The organism is Pirellula sp. SH-Sr6A, assembly GCF_001610875.1.
Lineage (GTDB): Bacteria > Planctomycetota > Planctomycetia > Pirellulales > Pirellulaceae > JBKCUI01.
Window position 1 is genome coordinate 2993053 of the sequence record NZ_CP011272.1, and the last position, 16009, is coordinate 3009061.

Here is a 16009-nt window from a genome sequence, read left to right on the forward strand (position 1 = left end):
AAAGGCTCCCATGGATACGTTCCAAGTCAATCGACGACAATGGCTTCAAAATGCAGGAATGGGGTTTGGGGGTATCGCCCTCCACTGGATGCTTTCGAACGAGAAAGCGGTTGCAGAGATCCATCATCCCCCCAAAGCCAAGCGAGTGATCTGGTTGTTCTTGGAGGGTGGGCCAAGCCATCTGGATCTGCTCGATCCCAAACCCTTGCTGAACGAGTTGTCAGGAAAGCCGCTTCCGAGCAGCTTCCGCGAACCGATCACTGCGATGGGAGAAAAAGGAGCGCCCCTCCTCGCATCGCCTCGCCAGTGGAAGCAATATGGCGAAAGCGGGCTCTACGCATCCGATTGGATTCCCCACATCGGTGAATGCCTCGATGACATCGCGGTGATCCGGTCCTGTTGGACCAACGGCATCAATCATGCCGGGGGGGTTTGCCAAATGAACACCTGCCTAAACTTTGCAGGACGTCCCTCCCTCGGTTCTTGGGTCAACTTCGGACTCGGAACCGAAAACGAGAACTTGCCCGCCTTCGTCGTTCTGTGCGATAACGCCGGTCGCCCCGTCAACGGTCCTCGCAATTGGGGAAGTGGTTTCATGCCTGCGTCCTACCAAGGCGTTCGAATACAAGGCGGAGAAGCCGAGCCGATTCCCAACTTGCGAACACCTGAGGATCAAACCGGCAGCCGGCTGGAAACCAAGCTCCAATTGCTGAAGCAATTCAACCAGTCCTACGCCGCATTGCATCCGCAACAGTCGGAACTGGAAGCCCGGATCCGCAGCTACGAGTTGGCTTTCCGCATGCAAGCAGAAGCACCCGAAGCGCTCGACCTCTCGCAAGAAACCGAAGAAACGCAACAGTTATACGGACTGGACCAAAAGGAAACGCAATCCTTTGGACGCAACTGCCTGCTCGCCCGGCGGTTGGTCGAACGAGGGGTCCGCTTTGTCCAGCTCTATAGCGGTACAGGGAGCAAGTGGGATTCGCACGCGGATATCGAAAAGAACCACGGAAATCTTTGCAGATCGATGGACAAGCCGGTAGCGGGATTGCTCAAAGATCTCAAGCAGCGAGGACTGCTGGACGACACGCTCGTGATTTGGGGGGGCGAATTTGGCAGGACACCTATGAGTGAAAAAGGAAATGGCCGCGATCACAACCCGACCGGCTTCACGATCTGGATGGCAGGAGGTGGCGTGAAAGGAGGGCAAACGATCGGAGCGACCGATGAACTCGGCCTCTACGCGATCGAGGACAAAATGCACGTTCACGACATCCACGCCTCCATTCTTTGGCTGCTCGGTCTGGACAACATGAAACTGACGTACGACCACAAAGGTCGAATCGAACGCCCCACGATCAACGAAGGACGATTCCAAAAGAAACTCATCACCGGTTGAGAAAACCCATGAGCCAAGGAATCGCAAACCCGACGGGACGCCTGTCTACCTCCTCTCCCGGAGTCCGACTTGATTCGAACTCGGACTCGATCGCCACATCGATTCGTAATTCTGTGAAACGCTATGCGCGAATGCGTCTCCGATGGAACGTCGCGCGTGCATCCATCGCCTTCGGACTTGTTCTTGGTATCGGTTGGATGCTGTCCATCCTGCTGGACGGATTCTTGTGGCTGGAGCCGTGGGTCCGTATCCCACTCGCCATCGCACTCTGGCTCGTTGCGTTCGGTATTGCGTGGCGAACCGGCTTATCCGAATTGCTCTCATCCAGCTCGTTGGTAGACCGCGCCCGAGAGATCGAGCAACGGCACCCTCATTTTCAAGAAAGACTCATTGCCAGCGTCGATTTCGATACCCCGGCGACCGCATCGAGGGGTTTCTCGCTGGAATTTGTACAACAAACCATGCATGCGGCCCTCCGAGAGTTGAGACAGCTGGATTGGAGATCGCTGATCCCATGGAGACAGTTGCAGCAGTCTACTCTGGCCCTCCTTCTCCTGGGCATATCAGCCGTTGGCCTATCGCTCTTTCCGAATCTTCAGTTTCAGCAGCGCTGGCTGCGGGTAGCCCTCCCATTTCTGGATGTCCAACTCCCTCGCTCATGGCGAATCGAATTCCTTTCGCCCAAAGCGGAACGCTTTGAAGCACCTTCGCAGCAAATCATTGAAATAGCCGTCCGCGCCCACTCTTTAAAGAATCAAACGACGAACCCTGAAACGGCCGTCATCGAGTTTCATTCCGACGAACACACCCATGCACCGGAGAACCGTTTCTCTACCGTTGCTCTCAAACCGGACGCGAGCAGGAGCGATGTCTTCATCGCCAAAGTCCCGATAGGTGAGCAAGCGGTTCGATACCGAGCGGTGATCGATGATGCTGCCTCTTCCTGGCGTACCCTCGTCCCGCTTCTGCGTCCCCACCCCATTCGCTTTCAAGGAATCGTGACTTCCCCTGCCTACTCAGGGCTGGAACGGCGTTCGATCGACCAGGAGCAAGGGGATTTGCAGGTCCTGGCAGGGAGCAGCGTGGCCCTTCGCATCGCGGTCGATCAACCCTTGGATAGAGCCACCGTAACCATCGAAGACCTGGAGACTGGTGAACAATTCGAAAGGAAGATGGCTCGTGGTTCCGAGGACCGGGAATGGACATTTGACTGGAAAGCCGATCGATCAGCCAAATACCAACTGCAACTCGATTCCAAGACGCTTTTCGGAGGAGAATCGCTGCGAAATACTCTAAGCACTCGATATCGAATCGATGCTGTTGCCGATCCGGCCAGCGAGATCCAGTGGCTCCCTACCGACCGAACCCTGTGGCAGGAACCGCCACTTCCAGACCAGACCTGGATCACCACTCTGGATGTCCCCATTGCGCTCGGTGCCAAAGTCACGGACAACCTGGAGGTGCAGTCGCTTGTTCTGGAGTACTCGCTCAACGATGAAGTGTGGAAGGCCTGCCCCTACAATGCAACGTGTCCGCCCCCATCTCCGCAATGGAAAACCGACGATGGATCGAGATACAGCGCCATGATGCAGTGGGATTGGGACCCCATGACTTGCCAAGCCAAAGCAGGAGATACGATTCAACTAAGGTTGGTAGCCGTGGACAAGGCGGAACAGTCCTCCTACTCGGCGTTGCTCCGATATGCCATCACTTCCGAATCGCACGACCCGAAGAGATACGATGTGCTCAAGAGTCGAATGCGAGTTGCCAAACCCCTTGTGGCACTCAAGAACTCTATCGAAGGCTCATCGAAGCAGATCGACGAATGGATCAAGACGCTGGGCCAACCGGACAAGACAACGGCCCAGCCAGATGGCGTCGCGGCAGATCGACTTCAAGCTTTGCAGGGACTGAGTGACTGGAGCCAGCAGGTTCGCAATTCCCTGCAGGGAGTCCTTCAGATCGTGGAAGAGGAACTTCCAACACTCGAACGGGGTATTGATCAACGCGATCTGGAGTGGATCGCACAGGCGATACAAACGCTTACGAGCGAACAGTTGCCGCGCATCGACTTCGCAATTGCCATGGTGAGAGAGCAACCGAACGCCGGGGAGACCTCCAAACTCCCCGACATGGATCGGGAGCGGATCCAACAAACGATCCATTCAACCCGTTTCGTCCAGGACGTCTCCAGGCATCTCTCTCATCTGGCGCAGGTCAGTGCGGCATTCGAGATGCTCGCAACGCTCACAGGCGACATGCACGAACTTGCAAGCCTTCAGAAGAAAAATAGCAATGGATCCGAAAACTGGACCCTACCGCAATGGAAGCGATCGCAGATCATCGCGGACCAAGTATGGATCGATGCTAAGGAGCGCATCGGTCGCTACCAAGCAGAGTTGCCCCGTGGCACCGCAGACGGACTAGCCGATTGGCAAAAGTGGATGGAGGATTCGCGTCAACGCATTCGCGATACCTTGGAACCGCTTCAAGGAGGAGCTGAATTGAACAAAATCCGCGAACGGATCCGTATCGATTCGAGCGAACTTCACGATCGAAGCTGGATGTTTCGATACGACAATATTCCTTCTCAAGCCCAGGGTGCCCGCAGTGAGCTGATCATGGGGAAGCGGCAACCTGTTTACCACTCGCTCGAATCCATCCTCCAGAAACTTCGCGCACACGATAGTCTCGCGAAGAATCCGAGCACCTCCACTGCAAACTTAGCCGACAGTATGAAGGCGATCGAGACGGAGTGGCGGATGGTGGGTGAATCCTCTTCTGGACGGTTGCTGCTATTGCGTTCGACGCACCAGCTGCGGAAGTCCCAGGACACCGCCTATTCCGCGGACATGGGACTCGCCTCGCGAGCATGGAAGGCCCTCATATCGCAGTGGTTTCAGAGCCCGAGCGACCGAGACTCGACACGCGGGAATCTCGAACTCGTGGCACAAGCGATTCGAGTTTTAGAAGGTGCCCACGAGCTCCACGACGCTCAGCAAGCCCTCTCGGCTCTCGCGGCTTCGGAGCGATACACCGATAAACCGTTCGAGGCCTTGGCCTACGCTTCCCCGACGTTGGGAGCCATTGCGAAGGGGTTGGAGAATGCACACCGTCGCTTGCGAGAAACGGGACGGATGGATAACAAAGCCATGGACCGTCTGCAAGCGGTGTTGTGGCAGGCAGACTACACGATCGCGACCGACAAACTTTATCGACGCGTGAACGATCCCCTTGGACCCTTCGCGACCATAGCACCCCATTTGGATGCATGGATGACGTATCTCCATGGCTGCGATCGTGAAATGGTGCCCGTATTCGAGGAAGCAAGAGAGACGCTGAGGCGTTTTGCACCCACCGTCTCGGAGCTGGCTGAGAAAGCCGCTCAATCCGCTCGGCAACTGAAAGAGTCCTCCGAGAAACAAAAGGAATCGCGTGAGACGACAACGCCAGATACGAGCAACGTCCGAGAGCAAATCCATGCAGAACGAGAGAGATTGAACGAGGATGCAGAAGAGTTGCGGCAGGCACTTTCGGAGATGGCCTCGCAGCAAAATCTCCTTCAGCCTGACCAAATGGCCTTAGCGAAAGATGGTGATCAAGCAGCGGAATTGGTGGAACGGGTTATGGATCGCTTGAACGATTCACTCGACACAGCATTGAATTCCGAGGAGGAAACCGCCATGGCACAAGCGATCGCGGATCAGTCCAATGCCGCAAAAGCCATGGAGACCATCGCGAAACATTTTTCCCCCCGAGACCGCGACACGACTCAGACGAATAACGATTCGCCATCTTTTGAAGACAGTTTGGACGCTACCCTCGAGTCAGCCTTGGACAACCAGGATATGGAATCGCAGGCGTCGCGAGAGGAAGCTTACGAGCGCGCCGATCGATTGCAGAAGCTCGCTTCTGCCGACGCCAACGCTCTTCTCCAGGAATTGGAAAAGGAGCTACCGAACAATCCGGCGATGCAGCGGGAACTGTCAGAAATCGCCAAAGCGGCCGCGAACAATGCTATCCAGGAACTCCAGCGCGCGGCCGCAAAGGAAAATGAACTCTATTTGCAGCTGGAGAATCAGGACCTTCAACTCGCGGCTCAGAAGGCTCGCAAAGTCACCGAATTGCAAGCGCTCGTGGATGAGGCCGATCGACTCGCCAAGACCTTGCTCGAGAAGGGAGAGCAACTAACCTACCGCATTCCTTCGGCGAAGAAATCCTACGACGAACTGCGAAGCGAATTGCGGCAACAAACCGAATCCCTCCGAGCTTCGCTTCAGACCGCGAGGCAAGTCAATGCGAGATCCTCGAGCGACGAGATCGAATCGAAGACGCGAGCGCTTCAGAATGCATTCGCGGAAGGAAAGAAAGCGGTATCGAATTTGAAAGATCAGGCTCGAGAGCTGGTTTCGCAATCGGTCGAGAGGGATGAACAAAAACGGCTCAATCGGGTCACCGAAGCAGGCAACGCACAAAATTCCATCCGTAATGATGTTCGAGCGGAAGCCAATCGATTGGTCAAGCAATGGAAAGACCAGCTCGAACGCGCTGATAACGAAACGAAGCGGTTGGACAAGGAGATCGATCGACAGCAGGAGCAATTGCAAAAAACGATCGCTCAAGCGGCCAAGAATCCCACAAATGGGGGCTTAGCCGAGCAACAAAAGAGATCCGAAGGAAGCTTAGAAACGCTGCGGGAATCACGGGACCGGAATCAAGAGACTTCGAGGTGGACTCAGCAAATCGTATCCAATCTTGAGAACCGCGCGCGAGGCTTGGATGAGAGAGCGAAGAATTCACTCAATACCCCCAACCCCTATGGCGCATTGATTGAAGAACAACTCGAGCAGGCATCTCAGATTTTGCAGCAGCTGGAAGACAAGACGGGTGAGCTGACTTCGGACGCCCGATCCTTGCCAGAGCCGAAGCCCCCTTCCAGCACACTCGAGCAAGCCGCGTTGGAGCAAGAACGAACCCGCGAGAATGTTTCCCAAGTAGCCAAGGACTTGGAGCGAGGAGCTCGGCACGAAGAACGGCTTGGCAATCCATCGGCGAGTCAGTCGCTCCAAGGGCAAGCGGCGTCCGTCGAAGCGATTAATACCGAGGCATTGAAACCCGCGACGTCTTCGCTTCAACAGGCAGCAAAGCAGGCGGCACAGCAGGAACAAAGCGATACGACACGGACACAGAAAAACAGCCCTGCGATCGCTCGACCGGAAACCACCGACTCGAGTCGGGCGTTGTCCCAAGCGGAGCAAGCGTTGAAGGAGCAGGCCGCTGCATTGCAAGAATCGCTGGCTCGATCTCAAGAAAGCTCGTCGGACAGCGAGAAATCAAAACCAAAAGATGCACCATCCGATACAGAGCAAGGAGCTGCGGCCAATTCCCCGATAGGTGCCTCCAATCCATCCGGCGGTCAGAAGTCCGGTGGGAGTGCACAGACCGAATCGGGACCGGCGTCGCCAAGTGGCCCCACTCCGGAGGGCCAGCAATCCGCCTCTGCCTCGGCGGAGGCCCAACAGCGAGGAGTCGAAATGGCAAGGCTCCTAGACCAACTGGATCGCGCTCAAAACGGCCCGATGGTTCCTACGGAAACAGGGGACTCCAACGAATCGGCGGTACAAGATGTCTCCCGATTGGACGCCAATTCGGATACCAATCAAGTGCGAAATCATAAGGGGAGCATGGCATCCGCCCTCCAGTCCGCGGTGACGTCCATGGCGCAGTCTCTCGCGTCGGAAATGAGCCAACAGCGACAGATGCAAGCCCAGCGAAATCCGATTGGCCAGACCTATTTGCGAGATCAGCGCGCTAGCAAGACACCGCAACGCGGGCTCAACCCTTCGATACCGGATCGTTCGGAAGATTACTTTCTACCAAGCTCCGTTCAAGGCAAGAATCGCGACTGGGGGCGATTGCGTACCCAAAAGGCGGAGCAAGTGCTCGAGGGTACGCGCGAAACCTTTGACCCTGAATTCGACGCCGCCATCCGCGCTTACTACCAAGCCATCGCAACACCATCTTCCAAAGAACGCTAATAACCACGGAACACACGGAACACACGGAAGGGATACCGTTTCAAAACACATGCCAAGAAATCCTTTATCCCTGAGATCTGAAACCTGATCTCTGCTTACGTGTATTCTGTAGTTAACCTAGTTATTGTGTATTCCTTGACTTCCATGGTTCATTCATCACGCCACTCAAGGAGCCATCATGGAAACCGATTTATTATTCCAAGACGAAAGTTATGTGATCCGAGGGGCTGCGTTCGAAGTGTATCGCGAAATGGGCTGTGGTTTCCTGGAGGCCGTCTATCAAGAGTGTTTGCAAAAGGAGTTCACCAAACAGTCCGTTCCGTTTGTCCCAAATCCAACCTTAGAATTGTTTTACAAGCACGAAAAGCTTGAACAAATCTACCGACCTGATTTCATCTGCTACGGCAAGATCATCGTGGAACTGAAAGCGGCAAAAGAGCTCTCGGACGAACATCGTGCCCAATTACACAATTACTTGAAAGCGACTAGGCTTCGGCTCGGCTTTCTCATCAACTTCGGCCATTACCCCAAAGCAACCATCGAAAGAATTGTAAGATGAATCGAGATACCGAGAACTCCGAACAGCTAGAACCACCGGAGACGCCAAATACGCGGTGTGAGTTGCTTCGCGAGCCCTGTGATTCTTAGCATTTCTACGGCACGTTTTGGTTTTCGTCCGTGTGTTCCGTGTGTTCCGTGGTTACACTTCTTCCGTGGTCTACTGCCCCGCTACTCTTTCGATGATTTGCCGATCGAAATAGTTCGTAGACATTCCCGCATCGACGATCACCGTTTGCGCTTGGATGCCGGACGAACGGGGACTGAGTAGAAAGATTGCGGTGTTGGCCGCTTCTTGGGTCGTGAGGCCTTCGCCTCTCGGGATCGCCTTCTCGGCGAACAGATAGGCGTCGACGTAGCCTGGAATCCCTGCCGAGGCGCTTGTCTTCAGCAGACCGGCCCCGACAGCATTGAATCGCACACGCGAGAAGCGACTGAAGGACTTCGCTAGAAACGCCAGCGACGAGTCCAGCGCTGCTTTGACCGGTGCCATGAAGCCGTAGCTCTCACTCGCCATCCGCGTTGTCGAAATGCTGATGGTGACGACCGATGCATCCTCAGCGAGCAACGGCTTAAGGGCATTGCAGATCGCGATCAAGGAGAAGCACGAGATATCAATCGCTTGCAGGAACTGTTTGCGAGTGGTTTCGTGAAATGGTTTGATTCCGTCGCTGTAGTCCGCGAAGGCGATCGAGTGAACGACGCCGGAAATGGGTTGTGCGTTCTTCGCCAGCTGTTGGGCTAGCGAATCGATTTGTTCAGGATGTTCGACGTCACAGCAGTGAATCGTTCGACCCGATAGCAGCTTGCCGAGCTCTTCGCGACGTTTTTCGCTTCGGACAACATATTCCACCAAGGCTCCGTTTTCCTCGAGTGTTTTGGCGATCGCGTACGCCACGCTTTTGCGGTTTGCAACACCGAAGACAACGACTCGTTTATGGGAAAGCGCCAAAAAGTCCATGGATTCACATTTCGCGGGGAGGGGAAGATGCCGTTCATGAAGCACCCTTCGACGGCAGGCCCATGATAACGCGATCGTCTGCAATCGTCTCGGGATTCTCTTTCAAATAGGAACTCGACTTGACAGTTCCACATGATGGAGGCGGGGGATAGCACCATCGGCATACCACCGCGTCTGGGGCCCCCTCAAGGCTTCGTAGCCATCTTTCCATGCGAGCGGTCGGCCGAGGAGTTAGCATCCGTGCACAAGCGAAACAGCAGGGAATTCACCCGGGAAGAAATCGACCGCGTGATCGAGATGGCGTGGGAGGATCGCACCTCGTTTGACGCGATCCAAGATCAGTTTGGTCTCACCCAGGGGGATGTCATCGCGTTGATGCGATCGGAGTTAAAGCCTACCTCGTTCCGTTTGTGGAGAAGACGGGTGGCAGGTAGGCAGACCAAGCATGTTGAGAAGCGCGGATTCTTAGTCGGGCGATTCCGTTGTCCGGATCGCCCGGGTTCGCGGTGATCTAAAGAAAACTTTTGTCGAGGCAGATTCTCTCGCCGAAGCCAATAGAGTCGAAACTACTTCTTCTTTGCTTTCGCAGCCTTCTTGGCTGGCTTAGCAGCGGCCTTTTTGGTGACGGCCCCTGCGCTCTTCTTCACGGCCTTCGCGGTTGCCTTTGCCGGTTTCGCAGCCGCTTTCGAGGCGGTGGCCGCGGGAGCGGATTTCTTCTTCGTATTGCCGAAAATGGAGTCCCAGTTCGAAGCGTACTTGTTGTTGGTACCTACACGAGTAATCGTCACGAAATCACCTTATTTAAAAAACAGAGTTCGCCGGTCCCTAGAACGACGCGGGAGAAACCATCAAAGTAGCGTATGGATTTGGTACCGGTCAAGACAGCTTGGTCGCTCGAATCTTACAGCGCAAGTCACACCGTGCAAATCCGCGCCACATTGCCACATCGGGTTCTCGATAACGCCAATCTCATTCACTCGTGCGCGGATCCGGTCACCGAGGTTAGCCTCGTTTCTTCCATATCGAGTTCCCGTTCGATCTTTTGCACAACCCGTTCATCGACAATCGAATCCTTTGCTAATTGATGGAGTCGCTTTCGTTGTTTGCGCAGGACGTGCAGATAGGTAGCTTGGCAGCGGCGGGATTGGTTTTCAATCAGACCATCAGCGGTGTTGAATGCGAGTCGAGAAAGCCATGCGTCGGCTTGGGTCTGAAAATGGTTTTGGAGGTAATCGATTTCGGACTCGGCCCCCCCTGACTCCCGTCGTGCGTTCAGGAACAGATTCGCTTCGGCGAGCAGCAGTAGTCTCGCATCCACTTCTTGATCCGGGGCCGGGCGTCCCTCTTTGGGCAGTCGGAGCCATCGCACAACAAACGGGAGCGATATTCCTTGAATGATCAACGTGCCGAAGATCACACCGATGACCGTGACAAAAATCAAATTGCGGTGAGGAAAATCGGCTGGCAAAGCGAGGACCGCCGCGAGGGAGACGACTCCTCGCATCCCCGTCCAACCGATGAGCAAAAGGAAACGCCACGGAAGCGGCTCCCACTCTCTTCTGCCCTGAAGGATGAAGGCGGGCATCCAAGCCAAAGGGAGGACGCAAGCCATCCGCACCAGAATGGTCACCCCGAGGACCGCTCCGCTCAATGAGAGCGATTGCACGAGAAGAGATTCATCGGCGATCGACACCAGAACGCCCCGAAGCCCGAGCCCGATGAAGATGAACGTCAAACCTGTCAGAACGAAGACCACGCTCTCCCACACAGCGGAAGCATGCAGTCGAGTTGCTGCCGAGAAAAGCTCCGCACCGAATGCCCTCACCAGCAATCCGGAGCAAACGCAAGCCATCACGCCGGACAGATGGAATGCTTCCGCAGCGATATACGCGGCATAGGGAGTGAGCAGAGTGAAGACAGTTTCGACCACCGGTTCATCCAATCGTTCATGCACCCGGATTGCCAACCAGCCTACCACCGCCCCCAGCAACAGCCCTCCCGACGCGACCCAGAGGAAACTCATCAGTGTCCCTGACCATGAAAAAACCTCCCCGGCCGCGACCGCGAGCGCGACGCGGTAGGCTACCAACCCCGAGGCATCGTTGAGCAGACTCTCCCCTTCCAAAATCACGATGATTCGCTTGGGGACTCGAAGCTTGTTCGTCACCGCCATCGCAGCGACCGCATCGGGAGGAGAAATGATCGCACCGAGAGCGAACGCGACAGGCCAGGACATCTCCGGAACCATCCACTTGCAGACGGATCCCACGACGATGGTGGTGGCGACGACCAGTCCGAACGCGAGAAAAGCGATCGGTCGAATATGGTGGTAGAACTCTTGGAAGTTGGTTTGCCAAGCCGCCGAGTAGAGAAGGGGTGGGAGGAAGATCAGGAACACGACATCCGGAGTTAGCTGAATATCGGGCAATCCTGGAACCAACGCGAGAAGCGCCCCAACCACGACAAGAATGGTGGGATAGGGAACCAACCATTTTCGAGTCGCGAAAGCTAAAAGCGTCACCAGGCAAAGCAGCATCAAGACCGTCGAGATCTCAAAAAGGGGAGTGACCGTTGCTAGCAAAACGAAAGCCTCGCGGAGGGTAAAATCTGCCGCCTGTATCGAGAAAAACAGCCTTTGCCCGAACTTTCCGTTCGGGTCTTGCCGATAAAGCCGGTGGTATCGGGAATTCCGATCGTTCTCGTTCGAGAGATCGATTGTGTCAAGCCGATTATTCCATGGTCAGGACGACGAGTCGTCCACCAGCAGGTGCATAGCATCTGATCCAATCGGGGGGAATTGCGCTCGAGCATTCGGGGGCAATCGCAATTATGCGTTGGAGATTTTTCGATGAAGTTGCTTAAAGGCTGGAAAATACGTTTACTCGCGGGCTTGGTCATGGCCACCGCAGGAGGGCAACTCGAAGCGCAGATGATGCCCGGCAGCCCATATTCCAACGCCATGGGGCCGCAAAGCCCAATGATGTTCGCGTCCCATCCACAGGACGAGGCCGGGGCTCCGAGCGGAGCACCCTCCGCTTATCCCATGCCGGAAGCGATGGGGCAGGAAGCTATGGGAGCCGAAATGATGGGCTACGGCGGCGAAGCCTGCGGCCCTCAATGCGGACCCGAATGCGGACACCATGGCTGTGGTCTCTTTGGCCGAGGCTACGGCGGCGAACGATGCGATGTCTACGGTCGCTCCCTCACCGGATTCCGACACAACATGCGAGGATGGCTCGCCTCCAAACGAGGTATCCTGCGTCCTTACGGTGAAGGGGGTATCGCGACCCAGAGATGGTTCGACATCTCCGCCGACGGCGTCTTCCTGGCGCGAACCAAAGGCTCCTCGAACTTCGCATTTACAAGCGACGGTATCAACGGCCCGCGTGTCCTGACCGCCGACATGGTCGACATGGATTCGCTCCAAGCCGGGCTAGGCGTACAAGCTAACATCCAAACCGGTGCGGGCTCGAATCTGGAAGTCCTCTACTTTGGACTCAACGATTGGGACGAATCCGCTCAGGTGACTTCCAACTCGCCTCAGTTCTTCTCCTTCATAAGTGACTTCGGACAATTACCGCCCAACGGATTCGATGACTCCGACCGATCGCGAGTTCAGCGGATCGATTACAAGAGCGAATTGCATAACGGCGAAATCAACTTCCGACGCCGATGGTCGGAGCCCGAAGGTTTCTGGCAAGGAAGCTTCTTGGGAGGTGTCCGGTATATGGACATCGATGAGAACGGCGTCTTCAGCGCCTCGGGCGAGAACGACAACGGCATCGACCGAAACGGTCCGCGATTCTTCGAGTACAGCGTCAACACGCGCAACGCTTTGGTCGGTTTCCAACTCGGTGGTGACCTCTGGTACAACCTGATGCCAGGAGTGAAGGTAGGTGGTGAACTCAAGTCGGGTATCTTCAACAACAGTACCAATCAAGACACCACCATCCTCGGTAATTCCATCAGCGGGGAATTCCGCGAGTTTGCAAGGGATGACGACGATGCTTACATCACGCAATTCTCGACGCAACTCTGGTACCGATTGAATTACTCCTTGGCATTCAAGACCTCCTACCAGCTGATCTACATCGATGGCGTGTCCCTGGCAACCGAGAACTTCAACAGCGATCCACCGCTGCTGTTCAACGCCAGTTCGACCCGAGTCCCTACCATCAACCATGACGCAGAAGTTGTCTACCAAGGCTTCACCGTCGGTGCAGAGTACACCTGGTAAGGACGATTGAACCGAGCCGAACCATTGCAAAAGCCCCAGTCACTTCAAGCGACTGGGGCTTTTTGCATTGCGACATAGATCCCAAAAGAGCGACCACTCGCTACTCGCTACTCGCTACTCGCTACTCGCCCTGCGAGCGACTGGGCGGTTCGCATGAGCTCCAAACATTCAGCGCGATGCTCGTCTCCCCCCGCTCCGCGGCTTGCTCGCTCCAGCATCGCGTCCCAATTGGCTTGAGGGGCCATCTTGGACCGACGAAGCAACAGCCCGAATTCCGCGACGGCGGTGCTCCAGAGCAAGTCGCGATCAAGTTCGCTATCGGACGCTTCGGGGCGATAGGACAAAATGAACTCTTGCTTCGTGCTCTCGGAAGCGTCGGGACGCTTTGAGCGAATCTTAAGCGTCAGCCATTCCCGAAGCAGCTCTTCCTCCACGTCTCGTTTATTGGGTTCTGCTGCCGCCGTCGATCGCTTGTATTTCGACTCGCTCTCGGCAGGAGTCAGATTCGGTTCGACCAAGCTGGTGGGAACGATTTCATAGAAGGCCGTCACGGAGTGGCCGGCGCCGATGTCCCCTGCATCTTTGCGATCATTGCTGAAGTCGGCGTTGGTCAGCTGACGGTCTTCGTACCCGATCAATCGATAAGAACGGACCAAATTCGGATTGAAGTCCATCTGGATCTTCACGTCTTTGGCGATGGTGACCAAGGTGCCGGTGAGCTGGTCCACCATCAGTTTCTTGGCTTCCCGGTCGCTATCGACCATCCCATAGACACCGTTGCCGTCTTTGGAAATCTTTTCCATCATCGAATCGTTGTAGTTACCGGCTCCGTAGCCCAAACAAGTCAGGAAGATATTCTTCTTCGCCTGCTCCTTGAGCAAATCGACGAGGGAATCGGTGTTAGTGACGCCGACATTGAAGTCCCCGTCGGTGCACAAAATAACGCGATTGGATCCCCCTTCGATGAAGTTCTCTTGGGCGATCGAATAGGCCAAACGAATGCCTTCCCCACCGTTGGTCGAACCACCTGCCTGGAGATTGTAGATGGCCGCGAGAATTCGGTCTTTTTCACTCCCTGGGGTGCTCGGGAGAACACAACCTGCAGCCCCAGCATAGACCACAATGGCAACCCGATCGTCTTCTCGCAGGCGTTGAGCGAGCAAGGAAAGCGAACGTTGAACGAGAGGAAGCTTATTGGGCTCGTTCATGGATCCAGACACATCCAACAGGAACACAAGGTTGCACCGGGGCCTATCCTCGGTTTGGATCTTCTTCGCTTGAATTCCAACCCGAACGAGTTTGTGCGAACGATTCCATGGGCAATCCACCATCCGCAGACTGGCCGCGAAGGGAGAATCTTCATCAGGTGCTGGATACTCGTACTGGAAGTAATTGATCATTTCTTCGATCCGAACCATGTCGGGCGTCGGTAGCTGACCACGCTGCTGGATCGATTGACGGATCTTGCTATACGAGGCGGTGTCGACGTCGATCGAAAAGGTCGTGACAGGTTCTTTTTCCGCTTCCGTGAACGGTTTCTCTACAATGCGATCGAATCGATCCCCCGATGACTCCACGACAGGAGGAGCGGGTGGGAATCGCTTCAAATTCGAACGGAGTTCGGGTGGGAGAGCAGGAGCTCCCCCTTGAGCGCCCGGCTCAAGAAATCGATGGTTCGGCTGAATTGCAAAGGTCTCCAATTCATCCAGCGATTTTCGTGCTGGGGGGGCCGCTGCGGGGCCACCGACGCCAGGAACGGACCCGCCGAGCCCTCCCATGCCAGCCCCGTAACCACCGAACCCTTCACTGCCCACGCCGTAACCACTCCCCCCGTAACCACCGTAGTAACCACCCCCGTAACCGCCTGCTAACCGGTCGGTTCCAAACTGACCCGTTCCAGGTCCTGAGCCGTCCAAGCCAGCTCCCTTCGCTTCGATCCCGTAACCACCACTGCCCGGGGCGAACTTCAATTGGGGAGTCGCCGCCGTACCGGTTGCGTCTCCCTGCCCGTTGGCACCGTACGCGTTGTCTCGGTAGAGATCGAGCGGTCGTGCCGGCGCGCCCGAATTTTGGGCCGAGCCAGTTAGTTCCGTCGTCAACAATGCAACCTCGTCCTCCTTGACTGGATTCGGTGCAGCATTTTGTTTCACTTCTACCGGCATAGCTTCGGACGTCTTTGCATCGCTAGGCTTCGCGACCGTGGCCATATTGGGGGCGGCCATGGGATCGACGGGCGCCGCGATCGATTCGTCCACGTCGATGCTCGTCGTCTTCGGAGCCAATGCGAGATCGCTCCCTGGTCGTTCCAACGAGTTCCACGTGAGCCACGCGACGGGAACACACGCGGCGATGGCAAGAGCTGCGGCGAATCGACGACGGCGATAAAACGGCAATTGAAGCAATCGATTTGGCTCGACGGTCGCATTCGAGAGAGCGTTGTTTGCGAGCGCCGTCTCCAAGGACGAAAGCTGCTCTGGGGTGAGCGAAGCCTGCGCTGGTGCAACACCGTCCCCCAAGGTCGCCTGGAGGATCCCAAGTGTTTTTTGCAAGGACTGACATTCTGCCCGCAACTCCGGCGAGACTTCCAAGCGGCGCTCGATTTGCGCTCTTTCCGACTCGGATAACTCTCCTAAGAGATAGGCGGTTAATTTCCAAGGTTCGATGGAATGGGATGCGTTGAACGGGGATTCATTGGATGACATGATAGGTCTTTATGATGCAAGATAAATTCTGTATAAGATGGAGAACAAACCGAAGCACCGAAGTAACGGTTCGTATCGCTGGAGCGGTTCGTCGGCTCGGACAAACGGTGCGTT

Annotated in this window: 9 protein-coding genes; 5 read left to right on the plus strand and 4 right to left on the minus strand. The window is 55.7% G+C overall.

What is annotated here, in order from left to right:
• Positions 1-10 precede the first annotated feature (10 nt).
• The 3 genes from VN12_RS11670 (at position 11) to VN12_RS11680 (ending at position 7996) form a co-directional block, all read left to right on the plus strand.
• On the plus strand, positions 11-1399 hold the full coding sequence (locus VN12_RS11670) for a DUF1501 domain-containing protein (RefSeq protein WP_146677004.1): 1389 nt from the start codon (positions 11-13) through the stop codon (positions 1397-1399).
• Between the two features lie 8 nt (positions 1400-1407).
• Positions 1408-7437, plus strand: a complete 6030-nt coding sequence (locus VN12_RS11675) for a hypothetical protein (protein WP_146677005.1) — start codon at positions 1408-1410, stop codon at positions 7435-7437.
• Between the two features lie 178 nt (positions 7438-7615).
• Positions 7616-7996 (plus strand): GxxExxY protein, encoded by a 381-nt coding sequence (locus VN12_RS11680; RefSeq protein ID WP_146677006.1) that lies wholly within the window; start codon positions 7616-7618, stop codon positions 7994-7996.
• Positions 7997-8155: 159 nt separating this feature from the next.
• On the opposite strand, the gene VN12_RS11685 is transcribed toward VN12_RS11680, so the two are convergent.
• Positions 8156-8956: an enoyl-ACP reductase gene (locus tag VN12_RS11685; RefSeq protein WP_146677007.1), complete on the minus strand. Its 801-nt coding sequence runs from the start codon at positions 8954-8956 to the stop codon at positions 8156-8158.
• A gap of 240 nt (positions 8957-9196) precedes the next feature.
• Between VN12_RS11685 and VN12_RS11690 the strand changes: the two genes are divergently transcribed.
• Positions 9197-9466 (plus strand): TIGR03643 family protein, encoded by a 270-nt coding sequence (locus VN12_RS11690; RefSeq protein WP_240491402.1) that lies wholly within the window; start codon positions 9197-9199, stop codon positions 9464-9466.
• Positions 9467-9522: 56 nt separating this feature from the next.
• Here VN12_RS11690 and VN12_RS11695 read toward each other — a convergent pair whose 3' ends face one another.
• Together VN12_RS11695 and VN12_RS11700 are read right to left on the minus strand one after the other, a co-directional pair.
• Positions 9523-9744 carry a hypothetical protein gene (locus VN12_RS11695; RefSeq protein WP_146677008.1) on the minus strand — a complete coding sequence of 74 codons (222 nt, stop codon included), beginning with the start codon at positions 9742-9744 and terminating at the stop codon, positions 9523-9525.
• A gap of 185 nt (positions 9745-9929) precedes the next feature.
• A complete protein-coding gene (locus VN12_RS11700) occupies positions 9930-11537 on the minus strand; it encodes a Na+/H+ antiporter (protein WP_146677009.1) in 1608 nt (535 codons plus the stop codon).
• A gap of 267 nt (positions 11538-11804) precedes the next feature.
• Between VN12_RS11700 and VN12_RS11705 the strand changes: the two genes are divergently transcribed.
• The gene (locus VN12_RS11705) at positions 11805-13193 is read left to right on the plus strand and encodes a hypothetical protein (protein ID WP_146677010.1); all 1389 of its coding nucleotides are present in this window, start codon (positions 11805-11807) and stop codon (positions 13191-13193) included.
• Positions 13194-13300: 107 nt separating this feature from the next.
• Here VN12_RS11705 and VN12_RS11710 read toward each other — a convergent pair whose 3' ends face one another.
• Complete coding sequence (locus VN12_RS11710) at positions 13301-15895, minus strand: VWA domain-containing protein (protein WP_146677011.1); 2595 nt, start codon at positions 15893-15895, stop codon at positions 13301-13303.
• Positions 15896-16009 lie beyond the last annotated feature (114 nt).

What these genes read in the sequence shown, in the direction of transcription:
- VN12_RS11680 (WP_146677006.1), top strand. Translation starts at nt 7,616, where the DNA reads ATGGAAACCGATTTATTATTCCAAGACGAAAGTTATGTGATCCGAGGG.
- VN12_RS11685 (WP_146677007.1), bottom strand. Translation starts at nt 8,956, where the DNA reads ATGGACTTTTTGGCGCTTTCCCATAAACGAGTCGTTGTCTTCGGTGTT.
- VN12_RS11710 (WP_146677011.1), bottom strand. Translation starts at nt 15,895, where the DNA reads ATGTCATCCAATGAATCCCCGTTCAACGCATCCCATTCCATCGAACCT.
- VN12_RS11705 (WP_146677010.1), top strand. Translation starts at nt 11,805, where the DNA reads ATGAAGTTGCTTAAAGGCTGGAAAATACGTTTACTCGCGGGCTTGGTC.
- VN12_RS11675 (WP_146677005.1), top strand. Translation starts at nt 1,408, where the DNA reads ATGAGCCAAGGAATCGCAAACCCGACGGGACGCCTGTCTACCTCCTCT.
- VN12_RS11670 (WP_146677004.1), top strand. Translation starts at nt 11, where the DNA reads ATGGATACGTTCCAAGTCAATCGACGACAATGGCTTCAAAATGCAGGA.